At 60.9% G+C, this 15,657-nt stretch carries 11 protein-coding genes; 5 read left to right on the plus strand and 6 right to left on the minus strand.

The window, feature by feature from the left end; genetic code table 11:
- Window position 1: 1 nt before the first annotated feature.
- The 3 genes from PMI07_RS12025 (at window position 2) to PMI07_RS12035 (ending at window position 4,359) form a co-directional block, all read left to right on the plus strand.
- Window positions 2-1,669 carry a hydantoinase B/oxoprolinase family protein gene (locus PMI07_RS12025; protein WP_007763203.1) on the plus strand — a complete coding sequence of 556 codons (1,668 nt, stop codon included), beginning with the start codon at window positions 2-4 and terminating at the stop codon, window positions 1,667-1,669.
- On the plus strand, window positions 1,666-2,484 hold the full coding sequence (locus PMI07_RS33540) for a helix-turn-helix domain-containing protein (protein ID WP_007763206.1): 819 nt from the start codon (window positions 1,666-1,668) through the stop codon (window positions 2,482-2,484). Before PMI07_RS12025 ends, PMI07_RS33540 begins: the two co-directional genes overlap by 4 nt.
- A gap of 303 nt (window positions 2,485-2,787) precedes the next feature.
- On the plus strand, window positions 2,788-4,359 hold the full coding sequence (locus PMI07_RS12035) for an ABC transporter substrate-binding protein (RefSeq protein WP_007763209.1): 1,572 nt from the start codon (window positions 2,788-2,790) through the stop codon (window positions 4,357-4,359).
- A gap of 156 nt (window positions 4,360-4,515) precedes the next feature.
- On the opposite strand, the gene PMI07_RS12040 is transcribed toward PMI07_RS12035, so the two are convergent.
- The 6 genes from PMI07_RS12040 to PMI07_RS12065 all read right to left on the minus strand — a co-directional run bounded on the left by PMI07_RS12040 (window position 4,516) and on the right by PMI07_RS12065 (window position 11,977).
- On the minus strand, window positions 4,516-6,156 hold the full coding sequence (locus PMI07_RS12040) for a dipeptide ABC transporter ATP-binding protein (protein WP_007763211.1): 1,641 nt from the start codon (window positions 6,154-6,156) through the stop codon (window positions 4,516-4,518).
- A 6-nt stretch (window positions 6,157-6,162) separates the two neighbouring features.
- Window positions 6,163-6,999: an ABC transporter permease gene (locus PMI07_RS12045; protein WP_007763229.1), complete on the minus strand. Its 837-nt coding sequence runs from the start codon at window positions 6,997-6,999 to the stop codon at window positions 6,163-6,165.
- The gene (locus tag PMI07_RS12050; RefSeq protein WP_007763232.1) at window positions 6,996-7,937 is read right to left on the minus strand and encodes an ABC transporter permease; all 942 of its coding nucleotides are present in this window, start codon (window positions 7,935-7,937) and stop codon (window positions 6,996-6,998) included. The genes PMI07_RS12045 and PMI07_RS12050 overlap by 4 nt, the downstream gene beginning before the upstream one ends.
- Window positions 7,938-8,231: 294 nt before the next feature.
- Complete coding sequence (locus PMI07_RS12055) at window positions 8,232-8,924, minus strand: GntR family transcriptional regulator (RefSeq protein WP_007763235.1); 693 nt, start codon at window positions 8,922-8,924, stop codon at window positions 8,232-8,234.
- 172 nt (window positions 8,925-9,096) lie between these two features.
- A complete protein-coding gene (locus PMI07_RS12060) occupies window positions 9,097-10,446 on the minus strand; it encodes a glutamine synthetase family protein (RefSeq protein ID WP_024163760.1) in 1,350 nt (449 codons plus the stop codon).
- Window positions 10,447-10,489: 43 nt separating this feature from the next.
- Window positions 10,490-11,977 (minus strand): aldehyde dehydrogenase, encoded by a 1,488-nt coding sequence (locus PMI07_RS12065; protein ID WP_007762055.1) that lies wholly within the window; start codon window positions 11,975-11,977, stop codon window positions 10,490-10,492.
- 205 nt (window positions 11,978-12,182) lie between these two features.
- Between PMI07_RS12065 and PMI07_RS12070 the strand changes: the two genes are divergently transcribed.
- Both PMI07_RS12070 and PMI07_RS12075 read left to right on the plus strand, forming a co-directional pair.
- A complete protein-coding gene (locus PMI07_RS12070) occupies window positions 12,183-13,628 on the plus strand; it encodes an aldehyde dehydrogenase family protein (RefSeq protein ID WP_007762057.1) in 1,446 nt (481 codons plus the stop codon).
- Window positions 13,629-13,636: 8 nt separating this feature from the next.
- Window positions 13,637-15,568: an MOSC N-terminal beta barrel domain-containing protein gene (locus tag PMI07_RS12075; RefSeq protein WP_007762060.1), complete on the plus strand. Its 1,932-nt coding sequence runs from the start codon at window positions 13,637-13,639 to the stop codon at window positions 15,566-15,568.
- Window positions 15,569-15,657: the final 89 nt, after the last annotated feature.

Consider the following 15,657-nt stretch of genomic DNA (forward strand, 5'->3'; position numbering starts at 1 on the left):
CATGGCGCAGATCAAGCAAAAACCGCCGGCCGTCGAGAACCGCTCGCTCAATCCGATTACGATCGAGGTGATCGGCAGCGCATTTGCGTCGATCGTCGAGGAGATGGGCGAAACCCTGGTGCGCTCGAGCTATTCCACCAATATCAAGGAGCGGCGCGATTGCTCGACTGCGCTGTTTGATGCCGCCGGCAACACGTTATGCCAGGCCGAGCATGTGCCGATGCATCTTGGAAGCTTCATCGGCTTCGTGCCTCTGATCCTCAGGAAATATGGGATCGACGGCCTGAAAGCCGGCGACGTCTTCATCGGCAACGATGCCTATGAGGGCGGCGGTACACATCTGCCGGATATCGTGATCGCCGAGCCGATCTTTCATGGCGACCGGTTGATTGCCTGGGCGATTAACACGGCGCACCATTCGGATTTCGTCGATCGCGGCCATGCGCATATCTACCAGGAAGGACTTCGCATCCCGCCGATCCGGCTCCACCGGGCCGGCGAACTGCAGCAGGATATCCAGGATCTCTTTCTCTTGAACTGCCAGGTGCCGCGCGAACGCCTTTCCGATCTGCGTGCCCAGATGGCCGCGAACCGACTGGGCGTGCGGCGAATGGCCGATCTCTGCGGCAAATACGGCGTCGATACGGTGGAGGCGGCCGGCCGGGAACTGCAGGACTATGCGGAACGCCGAATGCGCGCGGGCATCCGGACCATTCCCGATGGCATCTACACATTCGCCGACCGTTTCGATTGCGAGGCCTTCGACACGCTGTGGGATTTCAGCGTGCGGATCATCGTCCGCGGCGATGAGATGGAACTCCGCTTCGACAGCCCGCCACAATCCAGAAGCCCGATGAATGTCGTCCACACGGCCCTTCTGGCGACCGTCTATTATGCGGTGAAATCCATCGTCGATCCGACCATGCCGCCGAATGCCGGATTGGCGCGGCCGATCACCATTCTTGCCGACAAGGGGACCGTACTCAACTGCGTGCATCCAGCCGCCGTCGACGGGCGGCTGACATCCTGCCAGCGCGTGGTCGACCTTATCCATGGAGCGCTTGCGCCGGCTGTTCCCGAGCGTGTGACGGCTGCCAGCAATGGGTCCTGTTTCGACATCACCTTTTCCGGACAGCGGCCGGACGGTTCGTTCTGGGTCTATCTGGAGACGATAGGCGGCGGTAACGGCGCCCGTTTCGACAAGGATGGCCTCGATGGCGTGCATGTGCATATGACCAATACGTCGAACCTGCCGGTCGAAGCGTTGGAGGTCGAATATCCGATCACCTTGCTCGCCTATGAACTGATCGACGGATCCGGCGGCGCCGGGGAGTTTCGCGGCGGCATGGGCATACGCCGGGTCTACCGCGCCGAAGAGGCCTGCCGGGTGCATTACGGCGGGTCGCGCATGCGCTCGCAGCCCTGGGGTCTGAACGGTGGCCTGCCGGGAGCAAGCGGCGGCTTCCGTTTATCGGACGGTGTCGGCCCCTTTGTCAAAGGCGTCGGCACGGTCAACGCGGGAGATATTATCGAGGTCTTCACGCCCGGCGGAGGCGGTTATGGCGATCCGACGCGGCGCCTGGCAGCCGCCGTGGACCGCGATATGCGCGATGGCAATTTCACCGCGAAGACCGCGGCGGTGTTTCAGTCAAAGGAGGGGGTTGCATGAATGCTCTGATCGCCGCTCGCAGCATATCGCCGGTGGCTTGTGCGCCGCCGGAGCTTCTGTATAGACAGGCCATGGACCGCAAATCATCCAGCAATGTCGAACGCGCCGCGGAAATCCTGCTTGCCATTGGCAGTGCCGGGCCGGAGGGGCTGGCACTGTCGGATATCGCCGAGGCGCTCGACGATACGAAATCGGCCATCCATCGCGCCTTGCAGGGGCTCGCCAAGCACGGCTTCGTGGAGCAGTCCTCGCGTCGGGGCCGCTATCGTCTCGGGCCGACGATCTATGCCTTGTCGAAGCGGTCCATCAGTGTCACCGACCTTGTCGAGACCGTCCGGCCGGCCCTGGTGCGGATCGGTTCGGCAACGCGGATGTCGACCTATCTGATGGTGCATTCCGGCCTCGACTGCATATGCCTGGATTTCCAGGAAGGCATCTATCCGATCCGTGCGCTCCTGAACGGGGTCGGCGGTCGTATTCCGCTCGGCGTCTCGGTTGCCGGCGTCTGCATTCTTTCCACCTTCGATCCTGCAACACGCAAGGTGATGCTCGAGGAAAACGAAGCGGCCATCACGGCGGCCGGTTTCAATCTGGAGGGCATTCTCGCGGAAGCACAGCTTGCGGCCGAGAGAGGTTTTGCGGTGCGTCCAGGCATGGATGAAAACGACGTCATGTCGCTCGCGGTCGTCCTGCCAAGAGATTGGGTGCATGCGGCGGCGGCCATCGCGGTCGTTCCTCCGTGGCGCGATGTCGATCCGGGCAAGGTCGACGAGATCGTCAGGCTGATCCGCGCTGAGGCGGCAAGAAACAACTGACAGCACTCGACAGTCGTCGTGTGGCGCATTGTGCAAGCATTTGAAGTTCGATGCAGACAAATCTTCCACCTCCCGCCGAATACGCGGGTCGATGCTTTTCTGTTCCTATGTGGAAGTAAGAAAATTCAATAATTTCATGTTGTTGCAGTGCTTTTCGTAAGCTTTTCATTGACACTTCGAGGCAACCATTGTTCACTTATTTTGCGATCGCAGATCACGATATTTAATTTCGCTATTTCTGAATGGCTGGGCGAGCGATGGCAAAATCGACCAGAAAACAGGGGAACAATGGTGGAGATGAACATGAAGAGACAGATTTTGTTCGCGCTCTTTGGCGCGGTCATGCTCTCGGCGACAAGTGTGCGGGCCGAAGAGCAGCGGAAAGGCGGCACGCTGAACATCGTGCTGACGGCCGACATCCGCAGCCTCGATGCAAGTCGTACCGACGCGATAACCGAGACGGTGCTTAATCACATCTATGAGCCGCTGGTGTCGTTCAAGAACGATATGACGATCGGACCGGCATTGGCTCAGAGCTGGAATGTTTCGGAGGACGGCAAGCGGTACAGTTTCAGCATCCGGCCCGGCGCGGTCTTCCATAACGGCGACAAGGTCGTCGCCTCGGATGTGAAGTGGTTCTGGGACCGCCGCATGGCCACCGCCGGCACGGAAACGCCCTGGCTCTGCCTTGGCAATTTCAACGGCACCCGCGGCCTGAAAGTCGTGTCCGTCGAGGCTGCCGATGAAAGCACGGTCGTCTACACCATCGATGCGCCGAACACCCAGTTTCTGATCCGTATCGCCGATCCGGTCTGCAATACCTGGGTGGCAAGTCCGAAGAATGTCGGGGCCGACGGGAAATGGATCGACGGTTCGGCCATCGGCAGCGGCCCGTTCAGGCTGAAGGAATGGAGGAAGGAGCAATATATTTCCCTTGCCCGCTTTGCCGATTACGTTCCGCTCAAGGAAAAGCGCGACGGCTATACCGGCGACCGCAGCACCTATGTGGATGAAGCGCGTTTTGTCGTCATCCCTGACAAGACTTCGGCGGAAACGGCTCTTTTCGCAGGTCAGGTGGATGTGGTCTCGACGATCCAGGCCTCCCGCATGGAGGATCTGAAGAGCAAGGGAGCGGTCATTCAGGCGGCCCCCGGCCTGTCGCTCTCGGCGATCCTCATCCAGACGAATGATCCGCTGCTCTCGGATGTGCGCATCCGGCGCGCCATGGCGCATGCCATGGATCTGAAGCAGATCACGCAGGTGAAAACCGCCGGAATGACGGAATACAATCCTTCGGGCGTGCCGCAGGCGAGCGCACTCTTCGACAAGTCCTTCCAGGACTGGCCGGCTTACGATCCGGAGGCGGCCAAGAAACTGCTGAAGGAAGCGGGATACAAGGGGCAGGTCATCAAGATCCAGGCCAACCAGCGTTACATCGGCATGTATGAGAACGCCGTGCTGGCGCAGGCGATGCTGACCGCCATCGGCATGAATGTCGAGATCGAGACGCTCGATTGGGGCGCCCAACTCGACAACTTCCTCTCCGGAAAATTCCAGATGCAGGCCTTCGGTTACGGCTCCCGGCCGGATCCCACGGTGATCTACGGCATGTTCACCGGTTCGAAGAAAGCCGCGGCGAATTACCAGTGGGACGATCCAAAGGCACAGGAACTGTTCCTGAAGGCAATCGCGACGGTCGATCCCGATCAGCGCAAGGCGATCTTCAAGCAGATGCACGCATTGATGCAGGAGCAGGTCCCGATGATCGGTCTTTACTACAATCCTGTCATCGAGGCTGTCTCGCCTAAGGTCGCCAACTACGAATCCTGGGCGCTCGACAAGCCGCGCGCATGGGGCGTCTGGAAAAAGCAGTGATTTGAGGAACCCCGGGTCGAAGCACTTAACCGAGATTCGACCCCGACTGGGGCCATCGTCAGATGGCCCCCTTTTTTGATTTCAGACAAAGCAAACGGCCGGCAATTGAGAAACTGCCGGCCGTTTCTTACATGGAAAGTGTCAGTCAAGAAGAGATCAGGCCGCGCCCTTTGCGCCGTCGAACTTGCGGTCGAGCAGCATCGCCGCATCGAGAAGGCGGCGCGTGTATTCGTGTTTCGGCCGGTCAAAGATGTCATCCCGCTCGCCGATCTCGACGATGCGGCCGTTCTGCATGACGGCGACGCGATCTGCCACCTGTTCCACGGCGCCGAGATCATGCGACACGAAGAGGCAGGCAAAGCCGTACCGCTCCTGCAGGTCGCGAACGAGTTTCAAAATCTGCTTCTGCACCGTCATATCGAGCGCCGAAACCGGTTCGTCGGCGACCACGAAGGCCGGCCGACGCACGATCGCCCGGGCGATCGCGACGCGCTGCCGCTGGCCTCCCGAAAGCTGGTGCGGTAACCGGCGCAGGAACGCGGTATCGAGCCCGACCTCGGAAAATACCTCCAGCACCCGTTCGTAACGCATGGCGGCCGACATGTCCTTTTCGAGCTTCAGCGGCTCCCCGACGATGTCGCCGACCCGCTGGCGGGGATCGAGCGAGGAATAGGGGTCCTGGAAGATGATCTGGATGTCGCGGCGCTGTTTTCGCGCCAGGTCGCTCTTGCCGGTTTCGATCTTTTCTCCGCCGAAGGATATCGTCCCGTCCGTTATGCCGACCAGGCCGACGATCGCCCGGCCGAGCGTGGTCTTTCCTGAACCCGAACCGCCGACGAGCGCGAGGGTTTCCCCACGCCCGATCGACAAGTCGACACCGTCGACAGCGCGCTTCGGCTCGGTCGGCTTCAGGAGATTGCGCCGGCCGGGATAATCGATGGTCAGGCCACGGATATCGACCAGCGGCTGCCGATGTGCGGCATTCCGTGCGCCGCCTGCGGTTCGGCGCGGAAGCGCGTCGACGAGCTTGCGGGTATATTCGTGTTTTGGCGCGGAGAGAACCTCGACGCTGCGGCCCTGTTCGACGGCTTTGCCCTTGTGCATGACCACGACGTCGCGCACGTAATGCGACACCATGCCGAGATCGTGGCTGATGAGTAGCACTGCCGTGCCGTTCTCCCGCGTCAGTTCCGCCATCAGGTCAAGAACGTCGCGCTGAACCAGCGTGTCGAGCGCTGTAGTCGGTTCGTCGGCGATGAGCAATTCCGGCTTCAGAAGCATCACCGATGCCAGCATGATGCGCTGGCGCATGCCGCCGGAAAACTCGTGCGGATAGGCAGAAAGGCAGCGTGTCGGATTTTGGATCTGGATGCGCTCGAGCATGGTGAGGCTTCGGTCGCGGATCTCGGCCTTGCCAAGTTTTCGATGCAAGGCCAGACCTTCGGCCATCTGATCGCCGATCGTCATGGAGGGATTGAGCGACACCATCGGCTCCTGGAAGACCATGCCGATCCGAGCGCCGCGTATATCACGCAGGGTTTTCGGCGCGGCTCCGACGAGTTCCCGGCCATGAAAGCGGATGCTGCTTTCCGGCGTGACGGCCAAAGGGGACGGCAGCAGGCCGAGAATGGAACGGGCTGCCATCGTCTTGCCGGAGCCGGACTCGCCGACCAATGCCAGCATGCCTCCGGGCTCGATCGAAAAATCAAGCCCGTCGACGACCCGAGCCAGGCCCCTGACGCTGACGGAGAGGTTTTTAGCGGCGATGACGGCTGTGCTTGTGTTGTCTTCGGTCATTGTTTCTCAGCCCTGCATTTTGGGGTCGAGCCAGTCGCGCACCGCGTCGCCCAGCATGTTGATGCCGAGAAGCGTCAATGCGATGCAAAGGCCGGGAAGCACGATGAGATAGGGCGCTTGGGTGATGAAGGGGCGTGCACTCGCGAGCATGTTGCCCCAGCTCGGCGCCGGTGGGGGCACACCAAGGCCAAGAAACGACAGCGCGCTTTCCGACAGGATTACCCAGCCGAACATGGTGGTGGCGAGCACGGTGACGGGTGCGACGCAATTGGGCAACACGTGACGGATCATCGTCACCAGTTCGCTGTTGCCCATCACTTGGGAAGCTTCGATATATTCGCGCTCGCGGATCGACATCACGCTTGCCCGGACGACGCGCACGACGGCTGGCATATAGGCGAGCCCGAGCGCCACGACGATCGCTTCGCGGCTCGCCCCGGTCACGGCCATGATCCCGAGCGCCAGGAGCAGGCCCGGAAAGGCGAGCAGGGCATCGTTGAACATCATGATCACGCGGTCGCTGGCGCCGCGATAGAAACCGGCGAGCACGCCGAAGACGAGGCCGAAGGCAATCGCGAACGCGACTGTTGCAAAGGCGATCCAGGCGCTGGTGCGGGCGCCGTACATCAGCCGGCTCAGAATGTCGCGCCCGAACTCGTCGGTGCCGAGCAGATGCCCGGCTGTTCCCGGCGTCTTCAGGCGTGCGAGAAGATCGAGCTTCAGCGGATCGTAGGGCGAAATCAGCGGCCCACCGATCGCCAGCAGTACCAGCAGCGCCACGATCGTTCCGCCGATGGCAGCGCTCACGCCGCGGCGGGGGAGGCGAAGAGACATCGCGGTCATTGCGTAACCCTCGGGTCGAAGATCGGATAAAGCAGGTCAACCACGAGATTGACGAGAATATAGATGGTGCTGATGAACAGGATGCATCCCTGTACGACCGGGTAGTCACGGGCATAGATGGCATCCACCAGCAACCGGCCGAGGCCGGGAATAGTAAACACCGTCTCGGTGACGGCAATGCCCCCGAGTAGCCCGCCAAGGATCAGCCCGATCAGGGTCCAGGTGGGCGCGAAGGCGTTCTTGAACGCGTGCCGCCACATGACGGCGCTCTCGCTGAGCCCCTTGGCGCGTGCGTGCGTGATATATTCCAGCCGAGCGACCTCGATAGTCGCGGCGCGCGCCATGCGGACGATGGCACCGAGTTCGACCAGGACCAGGGTCAGTACCGGCATGAAAATATAGGTCAGCGCGGTGCCGAAATCCTCGCTGAACGACACGTAACCGATGATCGGGAACCATTTCAGCCAAAGGCCGAAAAAGAGGAGGATCATCAGGCCTAGCCAGAAGCTCGGTATGGAAAGGAGAAGCGTGGACGTGGCGACGACGCCGATATCCGCCAGGCTGTGCTGGCGCCAGGCGGCGATCATGCCCGCCGGCACCGCGATCAGCGAGGCGAAAAGGACGGCGGCGACGACGATCGTCGCAGATACGCCGAACCGCTCCAATATCAGCGGCAGGACAGGGTCGCCGGTGCCGATCGACGTGCCGAAATCGCCGGTGAGGATGTTGCCCAGCCAGATCATGTATTGAAAGACGATCGGGCCATCGAGGCCCATCTTACTGCGGAGAGCGGCGAGCTGCTCTGCCGTTGCCAGATCGCCGAGCATCATCGACGCCGGATCGCCGGGGATCATCCGCATCATGACGAAAACAGCGGTAGAAGCGATGAAAAGGGTGGGAATTGCCGAAGCGAGGCGGCCAGCCAGGAAACGGATCATCGTCTCACGCCTCTCAGGCCTGCGGCGGCATAGTCCGCTCCTGCATCAGGGCAATCGCCGGGCCGCGTGAGCGGCCTGGCGAAATCATCGATTTCGCAGGCAGGTTCCATGTTCTCTGTTCCCATGTCTGACATTCGCAGATCGTTGTTATGGCTTTAATATATTGCGATCTTCGATCGCGCAATGCGTATGCGAAAATGAGAAAGGAATGTAATTTAACTTACTGAATACAAAGAATAATAATTTTCTAGAAAAGTGCGTTTGCCTAAATTTTCCATAAATTTTCTGGCAGTTTTAGTCCGCAGTGAACTCTGCGTGCTTCAACAGATAGGCAGCCCCTTCGCTGATATCGCGCACGATGGCCTCACGGGCTTTTGGTCCGTCACCCTTCTCCAGTGCTTCGAGCGCATCCTCATGATAGTCGATTTCCAGGATGCCCGAGAGGGCTCCGTCGAAACTGCCGGAATAACGGCGGAGAAAGGGGCCGATCTGCATCCACAGTGTCTCGATGAGGAAGAGCAGCGGCGCGTTGCCACAGTGGCGGTAAATGGTGAATTTGAAATCGTAGTTGGCGGCAAGGTAACGGTCGATATCGCCGGCTCGCGCCGCGCTGGTCAATTCTTCGCTGAGCTTGCGGATCGTGCGCAGATTGTTGCCGTTGATGATCGAGGCGGCGCGCTCTGTCGCGGCACCTTCGACGACGGTGCGGGCATCCATCAGCTGGGCGAATTCGGAAGCGGTGATCTGCGGCACTTCGAGACTACCGTTCGGTAGGGGGCGCAACGCCTGCTGGGCCTGCAGGCGCATGAGCGCGGCCCGAACCGGCATGTCGCTTGTGCCCAGTTCCTGTGCGAGCTTGCGGGATGTCAGCTTCTGGCCCGGCTCGAACCGTCCGGACACGAGGGCACGGACGATTTCCGCATAGACTTTCTCGTGAAGGGGTTCGACTTCGACCACCGAAAGACCGAACTGCTGTTTTTTAGCCATGCTTACTTCCCGTGTTGTTATTGCCGCGCCCGCCTGATGGGTTGCGACCTTAAACCTCGTCTTTCATTGTTTTCTAAACCGTTAGCCGGCTGATGTCACCGGGACAACTACGCCATCCCGGCAAAATTTTGCGATCTGCGATCGTGATTGTTCGCAAGGCTTGGATGATATCTCAAGCCGTCTCGAGATAGGTACGATATTCGAATTGGGTGATCTGGGTGGCGAAGGCTTCGAGCTCCTGTCGCTTGCAGGCTATCAGCCCCGACCGCATGACCGGAGAAAATATCTCCGAGACATGTTGCCCCGCCTCGAAGGCATTGATGGCCGAATGCCAATCGAGAGGCAGTTTTTCCAGATCCTCGCCATAGGCGTCGCCACTGCGCGGCTGCCCCGGCGATAGTTGCTTGCGAATGCCGGTCAATGCCGCTCCGAGAACTGCCGCCATCACCAGATAGGGATTGGCGTCGGCGCCCGCGACCCGATGTTCGATGCGACGTGCCTTGTGGCTTCCCCCGGGAATGCGGATCGCGACCATGCGGTTTTCGTAACCCCAGGCGACCGCTGTCGGGGCGTAGGAGTTCGGCCGCAGCCGGCGGTAGGAATTGTAGTGTGGGGCGAAGATCAGGGTGCTTTCGGCCATCGCTGCCAGCATGCCGCCGATCGCATGCCGCATTATCTCGGTTCCTTCCTCTCCGCCATTGTCGAAGACGTTATGACCCTCCCGGTCGAGCAGGCTGAAATGGATATGGAACCCGCTGCCGGAATGATGGCCATAGGGCTTCGCCATGAAACAGGCCGCCAGCCCATGCTTGCGCGCGATACCCTTGACGGTGCGCTTGAAGAACAGGGCGTCGTCCGCTGCCTGAAGAGCATCGGACGTGTGGTTGAGATTGATCTCGAACTGACCGATGCCGTTTTCAGCGATCGTCGTATCGGCCGGAATGCCCTGCTCATGGCAGGCGACGTAGACATCGTCGATAAAGGCTTCGAACTGGTCGACCTCGTCCATATCCATGGCCGCAGCGCTGTCGAGGCGCCGGCCGGTGACGGGGGAGAGAGGGCCAAGCGGCAGATCCGCATTGGGATCGACCAGGTAGAACTCGAGTTCCGTCGCCGTCACCGGCGTCAGGCCCAGTTCCGCATAACCGGCAAGCACGGTGGCCAGTGCGCGGCGCGGGTCGCCAAGGAAAGGAACGCCATGCTCGTCGGCCAGCCAGACCGGCAGCATGGCCGTCGGCCGGGCGAGCCAGTTCATCGGCATCACGGCGCGGCCCGTCCAGTCGCAGCGGCCATCGGCATCACCCGTCTCGAACACCATGGGATTGCCGGCGATGTCCTTGCCCCAGATATCGAGGCCCGGAACGGAGAGCGGCATTCGCAAGCCGCCTTCCAATGCCTTCTTGGCTTGGTCGCGCGGAAGACGTTTGCCGCGCATGATGCCGTTCACGTCGCAGACCGCCGCGCGGATGCTTTCGATTTCGGGATGCGCCTCAAGCCATTTCAATGAACCGGCAATATCCATTCTCTTCCTACTTTCTTCCATGAGACCCTGTCCGCCTTGCACGTTAGCACCGATAACGGATCCAGGTGGTCTTCAAAGCGGTGTATTTCTCGATGGCGTGGCGCGAGAGATCGCGGCCCGAACCGGACTGCTTGAACCCACCGAAGGGAACCGCCGGGCTGACGGGATCGACCACGTTGACCGCCACGACCCCGGCCGTCAGTCGCGACGATACCCGATGGGCGCGCGACAGGTCGTCGGTGAAGACCGATGCTGCGAGGCCATAGACGCTGTCGTTGGCGATGCGGATCGCCTCGTCCTCTTCCGAGAAGCGCATGACTGACAGAACCGGGCCAAAAATTTCGTCCCGGGCGATGGTCGAATCCGGCTTTACGTCGGCAAAGATGGTCGGCTCTATGAAGCTGCCCTTGCCGCCGACGGTGATGGCCTTGCCTCCCGCCACCAGCGTAGCCTCCCGCCGCCCCTCGTCGATGAACCGCATCACATTGGAGGCATGCTTGGCCTCGACCATGGCGCCAAGGCCGGACTTCGGATCGAGGGGGTCTCCCGGCTGGTAGGCCGGCAGGCGTTTCAGCAGGAGATCGATAAACATCTTTTCGATCGATTGGTGGACGAGGAGACGCGAGGAGGCGGAGCAGACCTGGCCCTGGTTATAGAAGATGCCGCTCGCTACCTGATCCGCCGCGGCTTCCAGGTCGCCGCAATCCGGGAAAACGATGACGGGCGATTTGCCGCCGCATTCGAGCCAGACCTGCTTCATGTTGGATTCGCCGGCATATTTCAGGAAGAGTTTGCCGACTGCCGTCGATCCGGTGAAGGCGAGGCAATCCACATCCATATGACGACCCAGCGCCTGGCCAGCCGTTTCGCCGAAGCCGGGCACGACGTTGAGAACCCCCTCTGGCAGGCCGGCATCGAGTGCTAATTGGGCAAGCCGGAGGGCCGTGAACGGGGATTGCTCCGCTGGCTTGAGAACGACGCTGTTGCCGGCGGCAAGCGCCGGCGCGCATTTCCAGATCGCCATGTTGAGCGGGAAATTCCACGGCACGACCGCGCCCACGACACCAAGCGGTACGCGGCGGATAAGGCCCGCATTGCCTTCCGGCAAGGGCGCCATCTCGTCATAGACCTTGTCCGCCTCTTCCGCATGCCACTGAAGGATATTGATGGCGGCCGGGATGTCGTTGCCGGCGGCATCGCGAACGAGCTTGCCCATGTCCACGCTCTCCATTGCGGCGAGTTCGGCCACTTCGGCGCGCATGAGTTCGACGAGGCGCAGCAGGACTTTCTTGCGTTCCACTGGCGCGCGCCGGCTCCAGGCGCCGCTTTCGAAGGAATTCCGGGCGGAAGCTACCGCTGCGTCGATATCCTCGGCGCCGCCCGCGGCGACATCGGCCAGCGTCTCTCCGGTGGCCGGATTGACGGATGCAAAACCTTGCCCGGACCGCGCCTCGACCTTTCGACCGCCGATCACCGCATGGGTGCCGAGGCTGAGCGAGCGGGCAGTCTTGTGCCAATCGAGGGAGTCCATTCAGAAGTCCTTTTAACGAGTTTTAGATTTTTACGGAGATCTCTCTTTGAAAATTTATGATGTGTATACATAAGTTTACAAAGTTTTCTTCCCGTTCGTTTGATAAGATATTGCGTGATCTGCGATCGCAATATATCGATGTTTCTCGAAAAGCCAAGCGGCATCGTGAATGCCGCGTTTCAATTTCCAGCGGGAGTGACAAGCGATGAGATCGCACAATGAGGTGAAGCCCAACGTTATCGGCGGCGAATGGATCTCCTCGGTCCAGGCAGTGGAAAATTTCAATCCCTCGGACCTATCCGATGTCGTCGGTCTCTACTCGACCGGCGATGCTGCGGTCGTGGATGCAGCGGTCGACGCGGCGCGCAGCGCTCTTCCCGGCTGGTCGCTCGCCACCCCGCAGCAACGCTTCAACATTCTCGACAAGGCCGCCACCGAAATTCTGGCGCGCGAGGAGGAACTCGGACGCCTGCTCAGCCGTGAGGAAGGCAAGACCTTGCCCGAGGGGCGGGGGGAGGCGACCCGCGCCGGAATGATCTTCAAATACATGGCGGGCGAGGCGCTCAGAAATCCGGGCGATGTGCTGCCCTCGGTGCGTCCGGGCATCAAGGTGGAGGTGACGCGCGAGCCGGTCGGTGTTATCGGCATCATCACACCCTGGAATTTTCCGATCGCCATCCCTGCCTGGAAGATCGCGCCGGCGCTTGCCTACGGCAATACCGTGGTCTTCAAACCGGCGGAACTGGTGCCCGGCTGTGCCTGGGAACTGGTCGATATCCTCCACCGCGCGGGCCTGCCTGCCGGCGTCCTCAACCTGGTGATGGGGGCGGGGCGCATCGTGGGACAGGCAATCCTCGATCACCGTGATATCGACGCGGTGTCCTTCACCGGTTCGGCCGGCGTCGGCCGGGCGGCAGTGGCAACCGCAGCCGCGCGGGGCGTCAAGGTGCAGGCGGAAATGGGCGGCAAGAACCCCTTCGTCGTGCTGGACGATGCCGATCTCGATGTCGCGGTCGAGGCGGTTGCCAACGGATCGTTCTTCTCGACCGGCCAGCGCTGCACAGCGTCGAGCCGCATCATCGTGACCGATGGCATTCACGATCGTTTTCTGGGGGCATTGAAAACACGGATTTCAAGGCTGAATGTGGGGCATGCACTCCGACCCGAAACGGAAATCGGCCCCGTCGTCGACAAGCGCCAGTTCGAGCAGGATCTGAGTTATATCGAGATCGCGCGGAACGAGGGCGGCATTCTCGAAACCGGCGGCGAGTTGCTGACGCGCGATACGCAGGGCTTTTTCCTTCAGCCCGCCCTTTTCTCCGCAACGACGAACGACATGCGCATCAATCGGGAAGAGGTTTTTGGGCCGGTTGCGGCGGTCATCCGCGTCAGGCACTACGAGGAGGCGCTGCAGGTCGCCAGCGACACGGAATTTGGCCTTTCCGCGGGCATTGCGACGACGTCGATCAAATATGCCGAGCATTTCAAGCGGCATGCGCGCAGCGGCATGGTGATGGTCAACGTGCCGACTGCCGGCGTCGACTACCATGTTCCCTTCGGTGGCATTCGAGGGTCGAGCTATGGCCCACGGGAACAGGGCGCCTATGCGAAGGAATTCTATACGAATGTGAAAACCGCCTATTCGATGTGAGGGCGGCCATGCCTGCGCCGACGATCCGGATCGAAAGCCTGCATCTTTACCCGCTGAAATCGGGTTCGGCGATCGATGTCCTGTCCGCATGGGTCGAGCCGGAAGGCCTGGCCGGTGATCGGACCATGATGGTGACCGACCTTTCTGGGGAGTGCCTGACGTCTCGAAAACTCCCCGCCCTGCTGACGCTGCACTGCCTGACCGACGGTGACGAGGTCATCCTGATGGGGCCGGATGCCAGGCCATGCGTCTTTTCCCGCATGGCGCTTCGTCCGACGGGCAATGTGGCGGCGCGCGTATGGGGCGACGAGGTGGCGGTCCTCGATGCCGGCGATCAAGTGGCCGACTGGCTCTCGCGCTTTCTCGGCCACTCCTGTCGGCTCGTGCTGAAGGGGCCGCAAACGTACCGGCCTCTCGCCTTGAAGCCCGGCCATGCCGTCAGCTTCGCCGATACCGCGCCGCTTCTGCTGATCGGCAAATCCTCTCTCGACGACCTGAATGACTATCTGGAGACGCCGGCCGAGATGGCCCGTTTCCGACCCAATGTCGTCGTTTCGGGACCCCTGCCGTTCGACGAGGATGGGTGGGGAACGATCCGTATCGGCGGGGTCGAATTCGATGTCGCCGGCGGTTGCGATCGGTGCGTGGTGACGACGCTCGACCCGCAAAGCGGGGAGGCACGCATCGATCGGGAACCCTTGGCGACGCTCGCGAAACGGCGCCGGGGTGAGGACGGAAAACCCTATTTCGGGCAATTTCTCGTCCCGCGCCGATCGGGACGCATTTTCGTGGGGGATGCTGTCGAAATCCTCTCCTGTAAGGAGTCCGTCAGGCTTCGCCCGCCGCCGGACATGGAGCGGATCCGAAGGTCCGCGAAGCGGGAAGCGGTGCGCGGATCGGGGCCGATCCCAATGATCTGCACTGGCATCGTGGCTGAAACGGCAGACATGCGGAGCTTTCGATTCAAGTCGGAGGATGGTGCTGCGATCGACTATCTGCCTGGCCAGTTCATCACGCTTCAACTGGAGACCGACGGCGTTCCGGTGCGCCGTAGCTATACGATTTCGTCCTCGCCGTCCCGGCCGCATCATATCGCCGTCAGCGTGAAACGGGTCCGTGGTGGGCGCGTTTCCAACTGGCTGCATGACAATCTGAAGGTCGGTGACCGGCTGCTCGGTGTTGGACCGCATGGACGGTTTCATCTCGCTGCGGTGGGCGAGAAACACTCGCTGCTGATGGTGTCGGCCGGCAGCGGCATCACGCCGATGATCGCCATGCTGCGGTATGTTGCCGATCTCGATCTGCCACATGATGTCGTCTTCCATCACAGTGCTCGCAGCACCGAAGATCTGCCCTTTACAGAGGAATTGCTCTTGCTGAAGCGGCAGATGGGAGACAGGTTGAAGCTCTCTTGGAATTTGACTTCCCCCGACACGGCCTCGATCGATGGTCCTTCGTCATCGTCTTACAAGGGGCGCCTCAATGAGATCATGCTTGCGGACATTTGCCCCGATATCCATGATCGCGTGACCTTTTGTTGCGGGCCTGACGGCTTTCGGCAGGCGGCAAGAGCGATGCATCGGGCACTTGCACCCGATGCCATCTATCTTGAGGAAAGCTTCGGTTCCGACCTGCCGGCAATCGTGGAAGCCGAGGTTTTGCCATATCGGGTGAATTTCCGGAAAAGCGGCATTGTTGCCGACGGCAAGGGCCGGGAAACGCTCCTCGATATTGCGCGAACCATGAACATTCCGGTGCATGCCGATTGCGAGGCAGGTATCTGCGGGACCTGCCGCTGCCGTGTCGTTTCGGGCGACTGGATGCTTGCGGCGAACTGCGCCGATCCCGAGCGGACAGTGCTCAGCGCCGAGGAAAAGCAGGAGGGATATGTGCTTGCCTGCAGCACCTGGCCGATTGGAAGCCTGATCGTCGATCTTTAGGTGTCAACCGGCAGTTTTCACGGGTCCCAAGCAGATTTTTGTTGGTTTACGAAAATTCACCCTGCTGAAATATATATCTATATCAAAGC

It is taken from the genome of Rhizobium sp. CF080 (assembly GCF_000282095.2).
Taxonomy (GTDB): Bacteria; Pseudomonadota; Alphaproteobacteria; order Rhizobiales; family Rhizobiaceae; genus Neorhizobium.